Source organism: Streptomyces solicamelliae, from assembly GCF_045348655.1.
In the GTDB taxonomy this organism is placed as follows: Bacteria; Actinomycetota; Actinomycetes; order Streptomycetales; family Streptomycetaceae; genus Streptomyces; species Streptomyces solicamelliae.
Genome location: NZ_CP160404.1, coordinates 1789887 through 1807088 on the forward strand (window position 1 = coordinate 1789887; position 17202 = coordinate 1807088).

Annotated in this window: 18 protein-coding genes; 7 read left to right on the forward strand and 11 right to left on the reverse strand. The window is 71.9% G+C overall.

Going from position 1 to position 17202, the window contains the following annotated elements; translation table 11 throughout:
• Positions 1 to 72 precede the first annotated feature (72 nt).
• The gene (gene pknB / locus ABZO31_RS08280) at positions 73 to 1989 is read left to right on the forward strand and encodes a Stk1 family PASTA domain-containing Ser/Thr kinase (RefSeq protein ID WP_406860454.1); all 1917 of its coding nucleotides are present in this window, start codon (positions 73 to 75) and stop codon (positions 1987 to 1989) included.
• 6 nt (positions 1990 to 1995) lie between these two features.
• Complete coding sequence (locus tag ABZO31_RS08285; protein WP_406860455.1) at positions 1996 to 2847, forward strand: deoxyribonuclease IV; 852 nt, start codon at positions 1996 to 1998, stop codon at positions 2845 to 2847.
• Between the two features lie 12 nt (positions 2848 to 2859).
• Here the strand turns inward: ABZO31_RS08285 and ABZO31_RS08290 are convergent, their stop codons facing one another.
• Complete coding sequence (locus tag ABZO31_RS08290) at positions 2860 to 3492, reverse strand: sulfite oxidase-like oxidoreductase (RefSeq protein ID WP_406860456.1); 633 nt, start codon at positions 3490 to 3492, stop codon at positions 2860 to 2862.
• 164 nt (positions 3493 to 3656) lie between these two features.
• Between ABZO31_RS08290 and bfr the strand changes: the two genes are divergently transcribed.
• Entirely contained in the window at positions 3657 to 4133 is a 477-nt protein-coding gene (gene bfr, locus ABZO31_RS08295) for a bacterioferritin (protein WP_406860457.1), read from the forward strand.
• 1 nt (position 4134) lies between these two features.
• Here the strand turns inward: bfr and ABZO31_RS08300 are convergent, their stop codons facing one another.
• On the reverse strand, positions 4135 to 4386 hold the full coding sequence (locus ABZO31_RS08300) for a (2Fe-2S)-binding protein (RefSeq protein WP_406860458.1): 252 nt from the start codon (positions 4384 to 4386) through the stop codon (positions 4135 to 4137).
• A 119-nt stretch (positions 4387 to 4505) separates the two neighbouring features.
• Complete coding sequence (locus tag ABZO31_RS08305) at positions 4506 to 5858, reverse strand: class II 3-deoxy-7-phosphoheptulonate synthase (protein WP_406860459.1); 1353 nt, start codon at positions 5856 to 5858, stop codon at positions 4506 to 4508.
• A 92-nt stretch (positions 5859 to 5950) separates the two neighbouring features.
• Here ABZO31_RS08305 and ABZO31_RS08310 point away from each other — a divergent pair, with 92 nt between their 5' ends.
• Positions 5951 to 6007, forward strand: coding sequence for a trp operon leader peptide (locus ABZO31_RS08310; RefSeq protein WP_071528813.1), 57 nt, complete (start codon positions 5951 to 5953; stop codon positions 6005 to 6007).
• A 95-nt stretch (positions 6008 to 6102) separates the two neighbouring features.
• A complete protein-coding gene (locus ABZO31_RS08315; protein ID WP_406860460.1) occupies positions 6103 to 8013 on the forward strand; it encodes an anthranilate synthase family protein in 1911 nt (636 codons plus the stop codon).
• A gap of 12 nt (positions 8014 to 8025) precedes the next feature.
• Here the strand turns inward: ABZO31_RS08315 and ABZO31_RS08320 are convergent, their stop codons facing one another.
• The 5 genes from ABZO31_RS08320 to ABZO31_RS08340 all read right to left on the reverse strand — a co-directional run bounded on the left by ABZO31_RS08320 (position 8026) and on the right by ABZO31_RS08340 (position 13010).
• On the reverse strand, positions 8026 to 9042 hold the full coding sequence (locus tag ABZO31_RS08320; RefSeq protein ID WP_406860461.1) for a 2-hydroxyacid dehydrogenase: 1017 nt from the start codon (positions 9040 to 9042) through the stop codon (positions 8026 to 8028).
• Positions 9043 to 9105: 63 nt separating this feature from the next.
• Positions 9106 to 10134: a 6-phosphofructokinase gene (locus ABZO31_RS08325; protein WP_406860462.1), complete on the reverse strand. Its 1029-nt coding sequence runs from the start codon at positions 10132 to 10134 to the stop codon at positions 9106 to 9108.
• 167 nt (positions 10135 to 10301) lie between these two features.
• Positions 10302 to 11006: a response regulator gene (locus tag ABZO31_RS08330; RefSeq protein WP_406860463.1), complete on the reverse strand. Its 705-nt coding sequence runs from the start codon at positions 11004 to 11006 to the stop codon at positions 10302 to 10304.
• On the reverse strand, positions 11003 to 12244 hold the full coding sequence (macS, locus tag ABZO31_RS08335) for a MacS family sensor histidine kinase (RefSeq protein ID WP_406860464.1): 1242 nt from the start codon (positions 12242 to 12244) through the stop codon (positions 11003 to 11005). Before macS ends, ABZO31_RS08330 begins: the two co-directional genes overlap by 4 nt.
• Before the next feature lie 34 nt (positions 12245 to 12278).
• Positions 12279 to 13010: a lysophospholipid acyltransferase family protein gene (locus tag ABZO31_RS08340; RefSeq protein WP_406865290.1), complete on the reverse strand. Its 732-nt coding sequence runs from the start codon at positions 13008 to 13010 to the stop codon at positions 12279 to 12281.
• Between the two features lie 191 nt (positions 13011 to 13201).
• On the opposite strand from ABZO31_RS08340, the gene ABZO31_RS08345 reads away from it, so the two are divergent.
• On the forward strand, positions 13202 to 13984 hold the full coding sequence (locus ABZO31_RS08345) for an alpha/beta hydrolase (protein ID WP_406860465.1): 783 nt from the start codon (positions 13202 to 13204) through the stop codon (positions 13982 to 13984).
• Positions 13977 to 14714 carry a hypothetical protein gene (locus tag ABZO31_RS08350; protein ID WP_406860466.1) on the forward strand — a complete coding sequence of 246 codons (738 nt, stop codon included), beginning with the start codon at positions 13977 to 13979 and terminating at the stop codon, positions 14712 to 14714. The genes ABZO31_RS08345 and ABZO31_RS08350 overlap by 8 nt, the downstream gene beginning before the upstream one ends.
• Positions 14715 to 14876: 162 nt before the next feature.
• Here the strand turns inward: ABZO31_RS08350 and ABZO31_RS08355 are convergent, their stop codons facing one another.
• The 3 genes from ABZO31_RS08355 to ABZO31_RS08365 all read right to left on the reverse strand — a co-directional run bounded on the left by ABZO31_RS08355 (position 14877) and on the right by ABZO31_RS08365 (position 17160).
• Entirely contained in the window at positions 14877 to 15629 is a 753-nt protein-coding gene (locus ABZO31_RS08355) for an endonuclease/exonuclease/phosphatase family protein (protein ID WP_406860467.1), read from the reverse strand.
• A 73-nt stretch (positions 15630 to 15702) separates the two neighbouring features.
• Positions 15703 to 16644, reverse strand: coding sequence for an ROK family glucokinase (locus tag ABZO31_RS08360; RefSeq protein ID WP_406860468.1), 942 nt, complete (start codon positions 16642 to 16644; stop codon positions 15703 to 15705).
• 66 nt (positions 16645 to 16710) lie between these two features.
• A complete protein-coding gene (locus ABZO31_RS08365; protein ID WP_406860469.1) occupies positions 16711 to 17160 on the reverse strand; it encodes a DUF5304 domain-containing protein in 450 nt (149 codons plus the stop codon).
• Positions 17161 to 17202 lie beyond the last annotated feature (42 nt).

Below are 17202 nucleotides of genomic sequence, written 5' to 3' on the forward strand. Positions count from 1 at the left end.
CCACGTCACAGCTGCGCTGCAACGTGGAGCGGAGGGGCGGGGGCACGGCCCGGGGCTCGTAGACTCGGGGCCGTGGATACGACGCTCAGGGACCCGCTCGTCGGGCAGCAGCTCGACGGCCGGTACCGCATCGACGCGCGTATCGCCGTCGGCGGCATGGCCACCGTCTACCGCGCCCTCGACACCCGTCTCGACCGCGTCCTCGCCCTCAAGGTCATGCACCCGGAGCTCGCCGCGGACGCCACCTTCGTCGAGCGGTTCATCCGGGAGGCCAAGTCAGCGGCCCGCCTCGACCACCCCAACGTCGTCGGCGTCTTCGACCAGGGCGCGGACGGCGCGTACGTGTACCTCGCCATGGAGTACGTCGCCGGCTGCACCCTCCGCGACGTGCTCCGCGAGCGCGGCGCCCTCCAGCCGCGCGCCGCGCTCGACGTCCTGGAGCCCGTGCTCGCCGCGCTCGGCGCCGCGCACCGCGCCGGCTTCGTGCACCGCGACATGAAGCCGGAGAACGTCCTCATAGGGGACGACGGCCGGGTGAAGGTCGCCGACTTCGGTCTCGTACGCGCCATCGGCTCCACCACCAACACCACCGGCACCGTCCTCGGCACCGTCTCCTACCTCGCGCCCGAGCAGATCGAGCACGGCACCGCCGACACCCGCGCCGACGTCTACGCCTGCGGCGTCGTCCTGTACGAGATGCTGACCGGCGGCAAGCCGCACACCGGCGACACCCCCGCCCAGGTCCTGTACCGGCATCTGAACACCGACGTCCCCGCGCCCTCCGCCGCCGTCCCCGGGCTCGCCCTGGAGCTGGACGAGCTGGTCGCGAGCGCGACCGCCCGCAACCCCGACGTCCGCCCGTACGACGCCGTCGCGCTGCTCGCACACGCCCGCCGGTCCCGCGCCGCGCTCAGCGACACGCAGCTGGACCTCGTCCCGCCGCAGGCCCACGCGACGGCGGAGGAGCCCGCCGACGACACGCAGACCACCGTCATCCCGCGGCCCCACGCCACCTCCCGCCTCGCCACACCCCCGCTCGCACCCGCCGCGCCGGAGCCGACCCCCGCCCAGCCACCCGCGCCGCGCCCCGTGCCCGGCGCCGCCCTGCTCCGGCGCGGCCCGCTCGTCGTGGTCCTCGCCGTGCTGCTGCTCCTCGGTGTCGGCTCCGGCGTCTGGTACATCAACTCCGGCCAGTTCACCCGCGTCCCGAGCGTCCTCGGCCGCACCGAGGCCGAGGCGACGAAGCGGCTGGACGAGGCCGGCCTCGAGGTCGCCGCCACCGAGCGCGCCTTCAGCGACGCGTACGCCCGCGGCACCGTGATGGCCACCGACCCCTCCCCCGGCGACCGCATCCGCGGCAACGGTTCCGTACGGCTCACGATCTCCCGCGGCCCCGAGATCGTGCGGGTGCCCAACGTCAAGGGCAAGCCGCTCGCCGAGGCGAAGAAGCTGCTCGCCCGCGACGGCCTGGTCCCCGGCGTGATCAGCCGCGCCTTCAGCGACGACGTCCCGCAGGGCGCGGTCATCCGCACCAGTCCCGAGCCCGGCACCGAGCGCCGCCCCGACTCCGCGGTCGCCCTGGTCGTCAGCCGGGGCGTCCCCGTCGACGTCCCGGGCGTCACCGGCGACGCAGTCGCCGACGCCACCACCGCGCTCAAGGACGCCGGCCTGAAGGTGCAGGTCGCCCCCGAGCAGGTGCACTCCCCCCAGGCCGCCGGCACGGTCGCCGCCCAGTCCCTCGCCGAGGGCAGCCGGGCCGCGCAGGGCGACACGATCGTCCTGACCGTCTCCAAGGGCCCGCGCATGGTCGCCGTCCCGGACGTCACCGGCAAGGAGCTGGACGCGGCACGCGCGCTCCTGGAGGGCGCGGGCTTCCAGGTCAAGGCCGAGCGGGAGTTCCCCTTCCTCGGCAAGACGGTCAAGAGCCAGTCGCCCACCGGCACCGCCCCCGAGGGCAGCACGATCACCCTCAAGATCAAGGGAATCTAGAGACCGATGCGCAACCCCGTCGGCGGCCATGTCCCCGTGGCCGGCGGCCTCGCCAAGGTCGGCCTGAGCTACGCCCGCGAGCTGCTCGCCGAGACCGTCCAGGTCTTCGTCGCCAACCCGCGTGGCTGGGCCACCCCGACCGGCGACCCGGCCCAGGACGACCTGTTCCGCGCCCAGTGCGAGGCCGAGGACATACCCGCGTACGTGCACGCGCCGTACCTGATCAACTTCGGCTCGCACACCGAGGCCACCGTCGACCGCTCCGCCGAGTCGCTGCGGCACTCGCTGCGGCGCGGACGCGAGATCGGGGCGCTCGGCGTCGTCGTGCACACCGGCTCGGCCACCGGCGGCCGCCCGCGCGCCGAGGCGCTGGCGCAGGTACGGGAGCGGCTGCTGCCGCTGCTCGACGAGCTGACCCACGACGACGACCCGTTCCTGCTCCTGGAGTCCACCGCCGGCCAGGGCTTCTCGCTCTGCTCGCGCACCTGGGACTACGGCCCGTACTTCGACGCCCTGGACCACCACCCCAGGCTGGGTGTCTGCCTCGACACCTGCCACATCTTCGCCGCCGGACACGACCTGGCCGGCCCGCACGGCATGACACAGACCCTGGACCTGCTGGTGGAGACGGTCGGCGAGGGACGGCTGAAGCTGATCCACGCCAACGACTCGAAGGACGTCGTCGGGGCGCACAAGGACCGGCACGCCAACATCGGCGCGGGCAACATCGGCGCCGAGCCGTTCCGCGAGCTGCTGAAGCACCCGGCGACCGAGAACGTGCCGCTGATCATCGAGACGCCGGGCGGAAAGGAAGGCCACGCGGCCGACATCGCCCGGCTGAAGGAGCTGCGCGACTGAGAACGGGCCGGGTCAGAGCTCCGGGCCGTCGCCCGGCTCCTCCTGGTACGAGTAGCGCTGCTCGGTCCACGGGTCGCCGATGTTGTGGTAGCCCCGCTCCTCCCAGAATCCCCGCCGGTCCGCGGTCATGTACTCCACACCGCGGACCCACTTGGGCCCCTTCCAGGCGTACAGATGCGGCACGACCAGCCGCAGCGGGAAGCCGTGCTCGGCCGTGAGCAGCTCACCGTCCTTGTGCGTGGCGAAGATCGTGCGGTCGGAGTCGAAGTCCGACAGCCGCAGATTGGCGCTGAAGCCGTACTCGGCCCAGACCATCACATGGGTGACGTTCGGCGCCGGCGGGGCCAGTTCGAGGATCGTCCGGGCGGGCACCCCGCCCCATTCGGCCCCCACCATGCTGAACTTCGTGACGCAGTGCAGATCGGCCACGACCGTGGAGAACGGCAGGGCCGAGAACTCCTCGTGGTTCCAGCACCGCTTCTCGCCGTCGGCGGTCGCGCCGAAGACCCGGAACTCCCAGCGGTCGGGCTTGAACCGGGGTACCGGACCGTAGTGGGTGACCGGCCAGCCGCGCTGCAGTCGCTGCCCCGGCGGAAGGTCCACCTGCCCCGCTTCCCGGTGTTCTCCGCTCTCCGGCTGACCCATGTCCACCATGGTGACAGACCGGGAGGGGTGGTCATGACCAGGGAACCCTTGAAACGGGCAACTCCCACTAAGCCTGCACTTACTGGACGCTCCCCGATCGTGGTGCAAGGATGCGGCCATCCTGCCCAGTCACGACTTAAGAATGCGTGGAAGGAGCCGCTGCGATGCAGGGCGACCCCGAGGTCCTCGAGTTCCTCAACGAGCAGCTGACCGGTGAGCTGACGGCCGTCAACCAGTACTGGCTGCACTACCGCATCCAGGACAACAAGGGCTGGACCAAGCTCGCGAAGTACACCCGCGAAGAGTCCATCGACGAGATGAAGCACGCGGACAAGCTGACCGAGCGCATCCTGATGCTCGACGGCCTGCCCAATTACCAGCGGCTCTTCCATGTGCGCGTCGGCCAGACGGTCAAGGAGATGTTCGAGGCGGACCGGCAGGTCGAGGTCGAGGCGATCGACCGGCTCAAGCGCGGCATCGAGGTGATGCGCGCCAAGAACGACATCACGTCAGCCAACCTCTTCGAGGAGATCCTGGCCGACGAGGAGCACCACATCGACTATCTCGACACCCAGCTGGAGCTGATCGAGAGCCTGGGCGAGGCGCTGTACCTCTCGACGCTGATCGAGCAGCCGAGCTGACTCAGGCCGCTTCGTCGAGCTGGTTGCCGGTGATCTCGGCCGTCAGCGCCGGCATCCCCTGCTCGACCAGCTCGCGCCTCGGGCAGTTGCCGCGGCCGAGGAGGGACTGGATCTTGCGGACGCAGGAACCGCAGTCCGTGCCCGCCTTGCAGGCGGAGGCGATCTGGCGGGGCGTGCAGGCGCCCGCGTCGGCGTGCTCCTTGACCTGCTTCTCCGTGACACCGAAGCATGAGCAGACGTACACGCGGTTCACCTCCCGCCGGGATCGATAAGGCTAACCTAACCTTACCCGGCGACCCTCAGGTGTAAAGACCGGAAATGACTCTGGGGCGCGGATCACAGGATCCGCGCCCCAGGGTCGTACGAACCTACTTACTGATCGCGGTACATCTCCGCGACCAGGAAGGCCAGGTCGAGCGACTGGCTGCGGTTGAGCCGCGGGTCGCAGGCCGTCTCGTAGCGCTGGTGCAGGTCGTCGACGAAGATCTCGTCGCCGCCGCCCACGCACTCCGTGACGTCGTCGCCGGTGAGCTCCACGTGGATGCCGCCCGGGTGGGTGCCCAGCTCCTTGTGGACCTCGAAGAAGCCCTTGACCTCGTCGAGCACGTCGTCGAAACGGCGGGTCTTGTGGCCGGAGGCCGCCTCGAAGGTGTTGCCGTGCATCGGGTCGGTCACCCAGGCGACGACCGCGCCGGAGGCGGTGACCTTCTCGACCAGCTCCGGGAGCTTGTCCCGGACCTTGTCGGCGCCCATGCGGACGATGAAGGTCAGTCGGCCCGGCTCGCGCTCCGGGTCGAGCCGGTCGATGTACGTGAGCGCGTCGTCGACCGTGGTCGTCGGGCCCAGCTTGATGCCGATCGGGTTCGCGATCTGCGAGGCGAACTCGATGTGGGCGTGGTCCAGCTGGCGGGTGCGCTCACCGATCCAGACCATGTGGCCGGAGGTGTCGTACAGCTTGCCGGTGCGCGAGTCGGTACGCGTCAGCGCGCCCTCGTAGTCGAGCAGCAGCGCCTCGTGGGAGGCGTAGAACTCGACCGCGCGGAACTCGGCCGGGTCGGTGCCACAGGCCTTCATGAAGTTCAGCGCGTTGTCGATCTCGCGCGCCAGCTGCTCGTAGCGCTGGCCCGACGGGGACGACTTCACGAAGTCCTGGTTCCAGGCGTGCACCTGGCGCAGGTCCGCGTAACCACCGGTGGTGAAGGCGCGCACCAGGTTGAGCGTGGAAGCGGAGGCGTTGTACATCCGCTTCAGGCGCTCGGGGTCCGGGACACGGGCGGCCTCGTTGAAGTCGAAGCCGTTCACGGAGTCGCCGCGGTAGGTCGGCAGCGTCACCCCGTCACGCGTCTCGGTCCCCTTGGAACGGGGCTTCGAGTACTGGCCCGCGATGCGGCCGACCTTCACGACGGGCACGGAGGCCGCGTACGTGAGGACGGCGGACATCTGGAGCAGCGTCTTGAGCTTGGCCCGGATGTGGTCGGCGGACACGGCGTCGAAGGCCTCGGCGCAGTCGCCGCCCTGGAGCAGGAACGCCTCGCCACGGGCGACGGCTCCCATCCGGGCGCGCAGCTGGTCGCACTCGCCGGCGAAGACGAGCGGGGGATACGACTCGAGGTCCGCGATCACATCGCGCAGAGCCTCGGCATCGGGGTACTCGGGCTGCTGCGCCGCGGGCAGGTCTCGCCAGGTCGCCTTGGCGACGGCGTGGGAATCAGCGTTCACGGTCACGCATCCCACAGTACGTGGCGAAATGGTCCGTCCACGCCAGTGACCGATGGATGAGACGGAGGCGACGCGCATCATGCGTTACGATCGCCCTCATGTTCGCGCACTCGACCCAGAACTGGTGGTGGACCGCTCATCCGGCGGCCCACTGACTGCGCGTACACCGAGACACACGCGAAGGCCGCCCGAGGGGCGGCCTTCTTCGTTTCCCGGCCGTTCCTCCCCTCCCACGGAAGGAACGCATCGCATGGACCTGTCCCGTCTGCTGGACGACTCCTGCCCCCCGTTCGCGCTGCTGCGCCGCCGCACCCCGGGTCGTGACCACGACACCGTCGAGGTGCTGATCGGCGCGGTGCACGAGGCCGAGCGGCTCGCCGAGCTGCCGGTACGGGAGCTGCCGACGCTGGCGCTCGTTCCGTTCCGGCAGATCCGGGAGCGCGGCTTCGACGTCCGCGACGACGGCACGCCGCTGTCGGTGCTGGTCGCCGAGGAGGCGTACGAGCTGCCGCTCGCCGAGGCGCTCGCGCAGCTCCCGGCGCACGACGTACGGGTCGAGGACGGCGGCTTCGACGTCTCCGACGAGGAGTACGGGCGGATCGTGCGCCGGGTGATCGAGGACGAGATCGGCGCGGGCGAGGGCGCGAACTTCGTCGTCCGGCGCACGTACACCGGGGAGATCCCGGGCTTCGGGCGGGCCGACGCCCTGGCACTGTTCCGGCGGCTGCTCGCGGGCGAGCGGGGCGCGTACTGGACGTTCGTCGTCCACACCGGGGACCGGACGCTGGTCGGGGCGAGTCCGGAGGTGCACGTCCGCATGTCGGGCGGGACCGTGGTCATGAACCCGATCAGCGGGACGTACCGGTACCCGGCCGGGGGCGCGCCGACGCCGGAGGACCTGCTCGCCTTCCTCGCCGACCGCAAGGAGCGCGACGAGCTGTCGATGGTCGTCGACGAGGAGCTGAAGATGATGTGCACCGTCGGCGACATGGGCGGGGTGGTGATCGGGCCGCGGCTGAAGGAGATGGCGCACCTGGCCCACACGGAGTACGAGCTGCGCGGGCGTTCGTCGCTGGACGTGCGGGAGGTGCTGAAGGAGACCATGTTCGCGGCGACCGTCACCGGGTCCCCGGTGCAGAACGCCTGCCGGGTGATCGAGCGGCACGAGGCGGGCGGTCGCGGCTACTACGCGGGGGCGCTGGCGCTGCTCGGGACGGACGCGAGCGGGGCGCAGACGCTGGACTCCCCCATCCTGATCCGGACGGCGGACATCGCGGCGGACGGGACGCTGCGGGTCCCCGTGGGAGCGACGCTCGTCCGGCACTCCGACCCGGCGTCGGAGGTCGCGGAGACGCACGCCAAGGCGGCGGGCGTGCTGGCCGCGCTCGGGGTACGGCCGGGGCGGCCGGCCATCGCGGCCGAGCCCGTACCGCCGCGCCTCGCGGACGACCCGCGGGTGCGGGCCGCGCTGGACGCCCGGCGGGCGGACCTGGCGCCGTTCTGGCTGAAGATGCAGATGGGGGACCTCCCTGCTCGAACGGAGTTGAGAGCCTGGGGGAAGTCGGCCGAGCTGAGCGGGCACGCGCTGGTGATCGACGCGGAGGACACCTTCACCGCGATGCTGGCGCACCTGCTGCGTTCCTCCGGCCTGGAGGTCTCGGTGCTGCGGTACGACGAGCCGGGGCTGCGGGAGCTGGCCCTGGCCCACGAGGGCCCGGTGGTGCTGGGCCCCGGGCCGGGGGACCCGGCCGACGCGACGGACCCGAAGATGCGGTTCCTGCGCGGGCTGACCGCGGAGCTCGTACGGAACCACCGGCACGGCCTGCTGGGCGTCTGCCTGGGGCACGAGCTGATCGCGGCGGAGCTGGGTCTGGAGCTGGTCCGCAAGCGGACGCCGTTCCAGGGGGTGCAGGTGCGGATCGACCTGTTCGGGCAGGAGCAGACGGTCGGCTTCTACAACAGCTTCACCGCCCGCTGCGACGACCGCACCGCCACCGAACTGGCGATGCACCGCATCGAGGTGAGCCGCGACGGGGCGACCGGCGAGGTCCACGCCCTGCGCGGGCCGGGCTTCGCGGGCGTGCAGTTCCACCCGGAGTCGGTGCTGACGATGGACGGGGCGGCGCTCACCGCCTCGCTCCTCGCGGGCGTGCTCGTCTAGTCGACAAGTCGATCAGTCGTCGCCCTCCTGGACGACGGCGGCCGGGACCAGGACGTTCTCGCTGCGGCGGCCCGCCGCGTAGTCGAGGACGTTCTGGACGGTGGTGTCGATGATCTGGCCGACCGCGTCCAGGGTGTAGTACGCCTGGTGCGAGGTGACGAGGACGTTCGGGAAGGTCATGAGCCGGGCCAGGGTGTCGTCGTCGACGACCTCCAGGGACTTGTCGAGGAAGAACAGCCCGGCCTCCGCCTCGTACACGTCGAGGCCCACGCCGGTGAAGCGCCCCGCGCGGAGCTCGCCGACGAGGGCCTCGGTGTCGATGAGGCCGCCGCGGCTGGAGTTCACCAGGATCGCCTCGTCCTTCATGGACCTCAGCGCGGCGGCGTCGAGCAGGTGCCGGGTGGCGGGCGTCAGCGGTACGTGCAGGCTGACCACGTCGGACTCGGCGAGCAGCTGCTCCTTGTCGACGTACTTCATGCCGAGCTCGACGCAGGCGGCGTTCTCGTGGACGTCCCAGCCGAGCAGGTCCATGCCGAAGCCGTGGGCGATCCGGGTGAACGCCTCGCCGATCCTGCCGGTGCCGAGCACGCCGACGGTGCGCCCGTGCAGGTCGCGGCCCATCAGCCCGTCGAGCCGGAAGTCGAAGTCGCGGGTGCGGATGGCGGCGCGGACGATCCGCCGGTTGACCGCCATCGCCAGCGTCCAGGCGAACTCGGCGACCGAGTACGGCGAGTAGTGCGAGACCCGGGCGACGGTCAGGCCCAGCTGCTGGGCGACGCCGAGGTCGATGTTGTTGAAGCCGGTGGAGCGCTGGGCGATGAAGCGGGTGCCGCCGCCGGACAGGATGCGCAGGACACGGGCGTTCAGGTCCGCGTTGACGCTGGTGGAGATCGCCTCGTGGCCGGCGGCGATGGGGGCGGTGTCCTCGGTGAGGAAGACATCGAGGCAGCGGACCTCGTGCCGCCCCGCGAACGCCTTCTCGAGCAGCGGTTTCTCGTCGGCCTGCACACCGAACGCCAGGATCTCCACGGCCCCTCCGGGGGTTTGCCGGAATTGTCTGGTCACCGGCGAATATACGCGGGAGGGCCGGAGTCAGCCGAAGAAGACGCCGACCTCGTCGTACAGCTTCGGGTCGACCGTCTTGAGCTTCGCCGTGGCCTCGGCGATCGGGACGCGCACGATGTCCGTGCCGCGCAGCGCGACCATCTTCCCGAAGTCGCCGTCCCGGACCGCGTCGATGGCGTGCAGCCCGAAACGGGTGGCCAGCCAGCGGTCGAAGGCGCTGGGCGTGCCACCGCGCTGGACGTGGCCGAGCACGGTGGTCCGGGCCTCCTTGCCGGTGCGCCGCTCGACCTCCCGGGCCAGCCACTCGCCGACGCCGGAGAGCCGCACGTGCCCGAAGGAGTCGAGCGAGCCGTCCTTGAGGACCAGGTCGCCGTCCTTCGGCATGGCGCCCTCCGCGATCACGACGATCGGGGCGTACGTGGCCCGGAACCGTGACTCCACCCAGGTGCAGACCTGCTCGACGTCGAAGCGCTGCTCGGGGATGAGGATGACGTTGGCCCCGCCGGCCAGGCCGGAGTGCAGGGCGATCCAGCCGGCGTGCCGGCCCATGACCTCGACGACGAGGACCCGCATGTGGGACTCGGCGGTGGTGTGCAGCCGGTCGATGGCCTCGGTGGCGATGCCGACGGCGGTGTCGAAGCCGAAGGTGTAGTCGGTGGCGGAGAGGTCGTTGTCGATGGTCTTCGGCACTCCGACGCAGGGCACCCCGTACTCGTCGGAGAGCGTGGCCGCCACGCCGAGGGTGTCCTCGCCGCCGATCGCGATCAGCGCGTCGACCTCGGCCTTGGCGAGGTTGTCCTTGATCCGGCGGACGCCGTGCTCGGCGCGCAGCGGGTTGGTGCGCGAGGAGCCGAGGATGGTGCCGCCGCGGGGCAGGATGCCGCGGACGGCGGGGATGTCGAGCGGTACGGTGTGGCCCTCCAGCGGACCGCGCCAGCCGTCCTTGAAGCCGGTGAAGGCGTACCCGTACTCCTGGACGCCCTTGCGGACGATGCCGCGGATGACCGCGTTGAGGCCGGGGCAGTCGCCGCCGCCGGTCAGTACTCCGACCCGCATGGAAGTTCCCTTCGCCGTCGTGGGACACGTATGCGGGTCACGTTAGTAGTGATGCGCATCACACCGGGACGGTCGAAAAGGTGAATTCCGGGCGCGGGGAGGGGAGTTGACCGCCTCAGCTTCACTCTTTCGAGTGAAGCGTCCGCCGGCGGTCCTCCGGCGGTCCGTCAGGCGTCGTCCAGGCCGCGCTCGATGGCGTACCGGACCAGCTCGACCCGGTTGTGCAGCTGGAGCTTGCCGAGGGTGTTCTGGACGTGGTTCTGCACGGTGCGGTGCGAGATCACCAGGCGCTCGGCGATCTGCTTGTAACTCAGGCCCTTGGCGACCAGCCGGAGCACCTCGGTCTCCCGCTCGGTGAGCTGCGGGGCCTTCGGCTCGTCCCGGCCGCCCTCGGCCGGGGCGGGCTCGGAGGCGAGCCGGCGGTACTCGCCGAGGACCAGGCCGGCCAGGCCCGGGGTGAAGACCGGGTCGCCGACGGCGGTGCGGCGCACGGCGTCGAGCAGCTCCTCGGTGGACGCCGACTTGAGCAGATAGCCCGTGGCGCCGGACTTCACGGCCTCCAGGACGTCGGCGTGCTCGCCGCTCGCGGAGAGCACCAGGACCCGCAGCGTCGGGTCGGCGCCGACGAGCTCCTTGCAGACCTGGACGCCCGGCTTGGCGGGCAGGTTGAGGTCGAGGACGAGGACGTCGGGGGCGGCCGCGCGGGCCCGGCGGACCGCCTGCTCGCCGTCGCCGGCGGTGGCGACCACGTCGAAGCCGTTCTCCGCGAGGTCACGGGCGACCGCGTCCCGCCACATCGGGTGGTCGTCGACCACCATGACCCTGATCTGCTGCTGTCCGCCGGTCTGCTGCGGCTCGCTCGTCGTACTCATCGTCCCTGTCCTGCCTTCCCCCGCGCGTTCCCGGTGGCCCGTGGAACCTTCAGTTCTACTTCCGTGCCCTGGCCGGGGACCGAGATCAGCTCGGCGGCGCCGCCGAGGTCCCGCAGCCGCCCCCGGATGGAGAGCGCGACGCCCATCCGGCCCTCGCCCTCGGCCTGGGCGAGCCGCCCCTCGGGGATGCCCGGGCCGTCGTCCCGCACGGTGACGATCACCTCGTCCGGCCAGTCCTCGACCAGGATCCACGCGCGGGCCTCCGGTCCGGCGTGCCGCTCCACATTGTCCAGCGCGGCGCCGACGGCGGCGGCCAGCTCGCGCGCGGCGGCCGGCGGGAGCAGGACCGGAGCACCCGGGTCGGCCAGGCTGACCCTCGCCCCGGCGCGCGGGGCGAGCAGCGTGCGCAGGTCGACCGGGCCGTCGTCGCCGTTCTCGTCGTCCTCGTCCGGAACCTCGACGACCCGGACGAAAGCGCCCTCGGACTCGTCCTCGGAGGCCCGGGAGGGCCGGTTGAGCCCGCCCGCGACCAGGGTGCGCAGGGCGATCTCCTGCTCGCCGGCCATCCGGCCGAGCTCGGCCGCCTCGCCGCCCAGGGCGGTGCCGCGCCGCTGCACCATGGCGAGGACCTGGAGCACGCTGTCGTGGATGTCCCGGGCCAGGCGCTCCCGTTCGCGGGTGGCGGCCTCGATCTCCAGGGCGCGGGCGAGGGTGCGCTCGGAGGCGCGGGCGACCTCGACGATGTACCCGACGGCGACGGAGGCCACCCACACGAGGAGCACGTTGTGCAGGGTGTCGAGGGTGGGCGTGCCGCGGGCGACGATGTTCGCGCCGGCGATCAGCGAGGAGGCGAAGGCCGCCCAGCGCCAGCCGCCCTTGATCGCGTACGCGAGGGCCACGCCGGCGGTCCAGATGGACGGCAGCGTGGGGCCGTCGACGGTCTGCGCGTGGGCGTCGGCGACCGGGGTGAGCAGGATGCCGGTGAGCGCGATGGCCAGATCGGCGGACAGGAACCGTTTGGTGCAGCGGATCGCGCCGGACACCTGGGGCAGCGTGGCCAGCGTCCACACGCACATCACGGCGAGGAAGACGATGGCCACCCAGGGGTGTTCGTAGCGGTCCCGGCCGAAGACGAACAGCAGCACCGCGTAGATCATCGTGATGACGCGGTACCCGGTGAGCGCACGCCACAGCGGCTGCTCGACCGACATGCGCACGACACGCTCGCGCTTGGCCATCTCCCCCACCCCCCGACTCCCCCTCGCGGGGAAGTTACGCGCCGGACTCCTGCCGGGCCGCGATCTCTTCCTTCACGGCCTCCTTGGCCGCCTTCTCCGCCTCCGCGAGCTGCCGCTTGGCGGCGGTCGCGTAGATGTCGACGTACTCCTGCCCGGACAGCTTCATGATCTCGTACATGACCTCGTCGGTCACCGAGCGCAGGATGAAGCGGTCGCCCTCCATGCCCTGGTAGCGGCTGAAGTCGAGGGGCTTGCCGATCCGGATCCCCGGGCGCATCAGCTTGGGCACGACCTTGCCGGGCGGCTGGATCTTCTCGGTGTCGATCATCGCGACCGGGATCACCGGGGCGCCGGTGGCCAGCGCCACGCGGGCCAGGCCGCCGGGCTTGCCGCGGTAGAGCCGGCCGTCCGGGGAGCGGGTGCCCTCCGGGTAGATGCCGAACAGCTCGCCGCGCTCGATGACCTCGATACCGCTCTTGATGGCGGCCTCGCCGGCGCCGCGGGCACCGGAGCGGTCCACCGGGAGCTGGCCGACGCCCTTGAAGAACGCGGCGGTGAGCCTGCCCTTGACGCCGGGGCTGGTGAAGTACTCGGCCTTGGCGATGAAGGTGACCTTGCGGTCCAGGACCGCCGGCAGGAAGAACGAGTCGGAGAACGACAGGTGGTTGCTGGCCAGGATCGCCGGGCCCTCGGCGGGAATGTTCTCGAGGCCCTCCACCCAGGGCCTGAAGGCGAGCTTCAGCGACCCCCCGATGGAGAACTTCATTGCGCCGTAGATCAAGACCAGTGCCTCCCGTGTTCCGTCGATCAGACCTTAACCCGTGCGGGCCCGCGCTCCCCCGCACGGGGCCGCATCGGCCCTGGTCGGTGTCGGTCCCGTCGCGTACGGTGAAGACACCGCATCGCACTTCCCCGTACATCCCCCAGCCCACCAGACCTCACGAACAGGAGACCGACGTGCCGGTCCTTCCTGGAGCCGAGCCGTACCGCCATGAGGGCGGAGAGGTCGGCGTCCTTCTGTGTCACGGTTTCACCGGTTCCCCGCAGTCGCTCCGCCCCTGGGCCGAGTACCTCGCCGAGCGCGGCCTCACGGTGTCGCTGCCGCTGCTGCCCGGCCACGGCACCCGCTGGGAGGACATGGCCGTCACCGGCTGGGAGGACTGGTACGCGGAGGTGGAGCGGGCCCTGCAGGAGCTGCTCGCCCGCTGTACGACGGTCTTCGTCTTCGGCCTGTCCATGGGCGGCGCGCTGACGCTGCGGCTCGCGGCGAAGCACGGTGACCGGATCGCCGGCGTCGTGGTCGTGAACCCGGCGAACAAGGTCCACGGCCTGTCCGCGTACGCCCTGCCGGTCGCCCGGCACCTGGTGCGGACGACGAAGGGGCTGACCAGCGACATCGCCAAGCCGGGCGTCGAGGAGATCGGCTACGACCGGGTGCCGCTGCACGCGGCGCACTCGGTGCGGAGGTTCTTCCGGCTGGTCGACAAGGAGCTGCCGCAGGTCACGCAGCCGATGGTGCTGCTGCACAGCCCGCAGGACCATGTGGTCCCGCCGGTGGACTCGGCGCGGATCCTCGGCCGGGTCTCGTCCACGGACGTGCGGGAGATCCTGCTGGAACAGAGCTACCACGTGGCGACGTTGGACCACGACGCGGAGCGCATCTTCGAGGAGAGCTGGGCCTTCATCGGCCGGCTCGCTCCGGACGTCGAGGCGACGAAGGGAATTGCGAACGGTGGCTGAGCAGCAGGACGGCGGCGAGCGGGAGCCGCAGCCGATCGACGAGGAGGCCGCGTGGGCGGCGATCGTCGCCGGCTACGGCGAGGAGCCGGCCGACCCGCCGGGCGCGAAGCCGTTCCGCCCGGTGGAGGATCTCGCGCTGCCCGCGTACGAGGAGGAGTCGGCCGAGGCCCCGGCCGACGCCGAGGCGTCCGCGGACGGCGACGAGGACTCCGACGAGGAGGACGAGGACTCGGAGGACTCGGACGATTCGGAGGACGGTGACGAACCCTCGGACGAGGACGAGGACGAGAACGAGAACGAGGACGACGGTCCGGACGGGGACCGGGCCGAGGCCGGCCCGGCCAAGCCCCCGCTGGGCAGCTCGATCGTGTTCGCCCCCGGGGTGGGCCCCGCCCCGGGACCGCGCGACTACGCGCTCGCCGACCCGGACGAGGAGCCCGTCACCCGCAGCAGGAAGAGCAGCGGGGACGACGACGAGGGCCACTTCGTCCCGCCGGAGCCGCCGCCGCTGCCGGAGGCCGACGCGACGACGAAGTTCGCCTGGCTGGGCGCGATCGGCGGCCCGGTCCTGATGCTGCTCGCGGTCCTCTTCCGGTGGGAGATGACCTGGTGGCTGACCACGGTCTGCGTGGCCGGCTTCCTCGGCGGCTTCGCCACCCTGGTGGCCCGCATGCAGCACGACGACGATGACGACGACCACGACGACCCGGGCCGGGGCGCGGTGGTGTAGCGCAGCTCAGGCAGGCGGGCACCCTGAGGGCGGCCGGGACCGGCAGATGGTCCGTGGCCGCCCTCAGGGCAGAATCCTCCTCACGCCGGCACTCGCACCGCTCGGCGCCGGGGCGCCTCCCGGGCTTCGGCCGGCTGCGGCGGACTCCGTCCGCCGGCCACATCAGGCGGGCGGGATCCTCAGGGCGGCCAGGACCGGCAGATGGTCCGTGGCCGCCCTCAGGTCTTCTTCGGTGACGCCCGGGAGGCCGGTGGGGACGCCGCAGCCGAGGACCTCGATGCCGGACGTGGCGAAGACGGCGTCGATGCGGCGGCGCGGGTCCGCGGGGGTGAAGGTGTGCTCGCCGCCCCAGGGGCGTACCGCCCGGCAGTCCTGGAGTTCGCCGGCCAGACGGCGGAAGCTCGGGCCGTCGGGGCGTTCGTTGATGTCGCCGGCGACGATGCCGTGCGGGACGTCCAGGGCCTTGAGCCGGTCCAGGAGCTGCCCGGTCTGCGCGTACCGCTCCTCCGCCTGCAGGCTGAGGTGGCAGCTGATCAGACCGAGCCGGGCGCCGCCGATCCGGACGACCGCGGTGGCCAGGCCCCTGCGGTGCAGACCGGGGGTGCGCGGCAGCAGGACGTCCTCGGTGCGCTCCACGGTCGACCGGAGCGTGCAGAGCAGCAGCGGGCCCGCGGCGGACCCGCCGCCGGTGAGGACCAGCATGTCGCTCTTCTTGGCGAGCCGCGCCGCGTGCTTGCGCCAGCGGAAGAAGAGCGGCGCCTCCTGGACGAAGACGAGGTCCGGCGCGCAGGCGCGGACGACCCGGGTGAGGGCGTCCTCGTCGTCGCGCAGGGAGCGGACGTTGTAGCTCAGGACCCGGACGACGGCCGAACCGTCCGTCTCGGTACGGGAATCGGGCAGCGCGGTGTTCCCCATGCCCGGCAACATACGTCACCCGCCCGCCGCGCCCCAGAGGGCGCGACGGGCGGGTGACGGCATGTCAGCCGGGTCAGCCCTGACGGGCGAGGTCCGCCGCGCCGACGAGCCCGGCCTTGTTGCCCAGCTTCGCCGCGAGGACCTGGGCGTGCGGTCGCCACTGCGCGCCGATCAGCCAGCGCCGGAAGGACTTCCGGATCGGGTCCAGGACCAGCTCGCCCTCGTCGGAGACGCCGCCGCCGACGATGAACGCGGAGGGGTCGAACAGCGAGGCCAGGTCGGCGAGTCCGGCGCCGGCCCAGCGGGCCAGCTCGCGGAAGGAGTCCACCGCCACCGGGTCGCCCTGCCGGGCCGCCGCGCTGATGTGCTTGCCCTCGATGCCCTCGGGCGTGCCGTCGCCGAGCCCGAGCAGCACCGTCGCGTGCTCCGGCGTGGCGGCCGCGCGCTGCTTCGCGTACCGGACGAGGGCGCGGCCGGAGGCGTACTGCTCCCAGCAGCCCTGGCTGCCGCAGCCGCAGAGCAGGCCGTCCGGGACGACCCGGATGTGGCCGAACTCGGCGGCCACGCCGAAGCGTCCCCGGCGCAGCTTGTTGCCGATGATGATGCCGCCGCCGAGGCCGGTGCCGAGGGTGATGCAGATGACGTCCTCGTGGCCCTGGCCGGCGCCGAAGCGGTACTCGCCCCAGGCGGCCGCGTTGGCGTCGTTCTCCACGACGACGGGCAGGCCGACGCGCTGTTCGACCTTGTCCTTGAGCGGCTCGGAGCGCCAGTCGATGTTCGGCGCGAACAGGACGGTGGCGCGCTTGTCGTCCACGTAGCCGGCGGCGCCGATGCCGACGGCCTCGATCTGGTGCCCCTTGCCGGCCTCGGAGACGGCGGCGCAGATCGCGTCGACGATGCCGTCGGGCGTCGGCGGGGTGGGCACCGTGTGGGTGTCGAGAATCGTGCCCTCTTCGTCGACCACACCGGCCGCGATCTTCGTACCGCCGATGTCGACGCCGATGGTGAGTCCCATGTGTCCCTCAGTATTCGGTCGTGCCCCGCTGAGGCAACCGTACCCGAGGTGACCGGGCGACCCCGGTCAGTCCAGGTCGATGCTCTCGCCGGGGCCGGGGCCCTCGTCGCGGGGATCCACTCGCGGGTCGCCCTTCTCGGGGCGGCCGGACTGCTCGCGGGTCCAGCGCTGTTCCTGGCTCTGGACGGCGGAGCGGTACGCGGCGAGCAGCTCGTTGCCGGCGGCGGCGAGGTGGTCGAAGACCTGCGGGTTGCGCTCGATGACCGGCTCGACGGCGGCCTTCGCCTGGTTGACGAACTGCTGCACCGCGCCCTGGGCGGCCACGCCCATGAGCGGGGACTTCAGTCCGGAGACCTTGTCGGCGACGGCCTCGAAGAGCTTGCGGAACTCCTCGGCGGCCGAGCCGGGCTCGCCCGCGGACGCCCGGTGGCGGGCCTTCTCGGCCTCCAGGTCCTCGGCGCAGGCCTTGGCCCAGGCGTCGGAGTCGACGGAAGGACGCTCACCGGCATCGCTCATGACGCACTCCTCGGACGGGCCTCGCGGCGGTCTGCTCTCCAC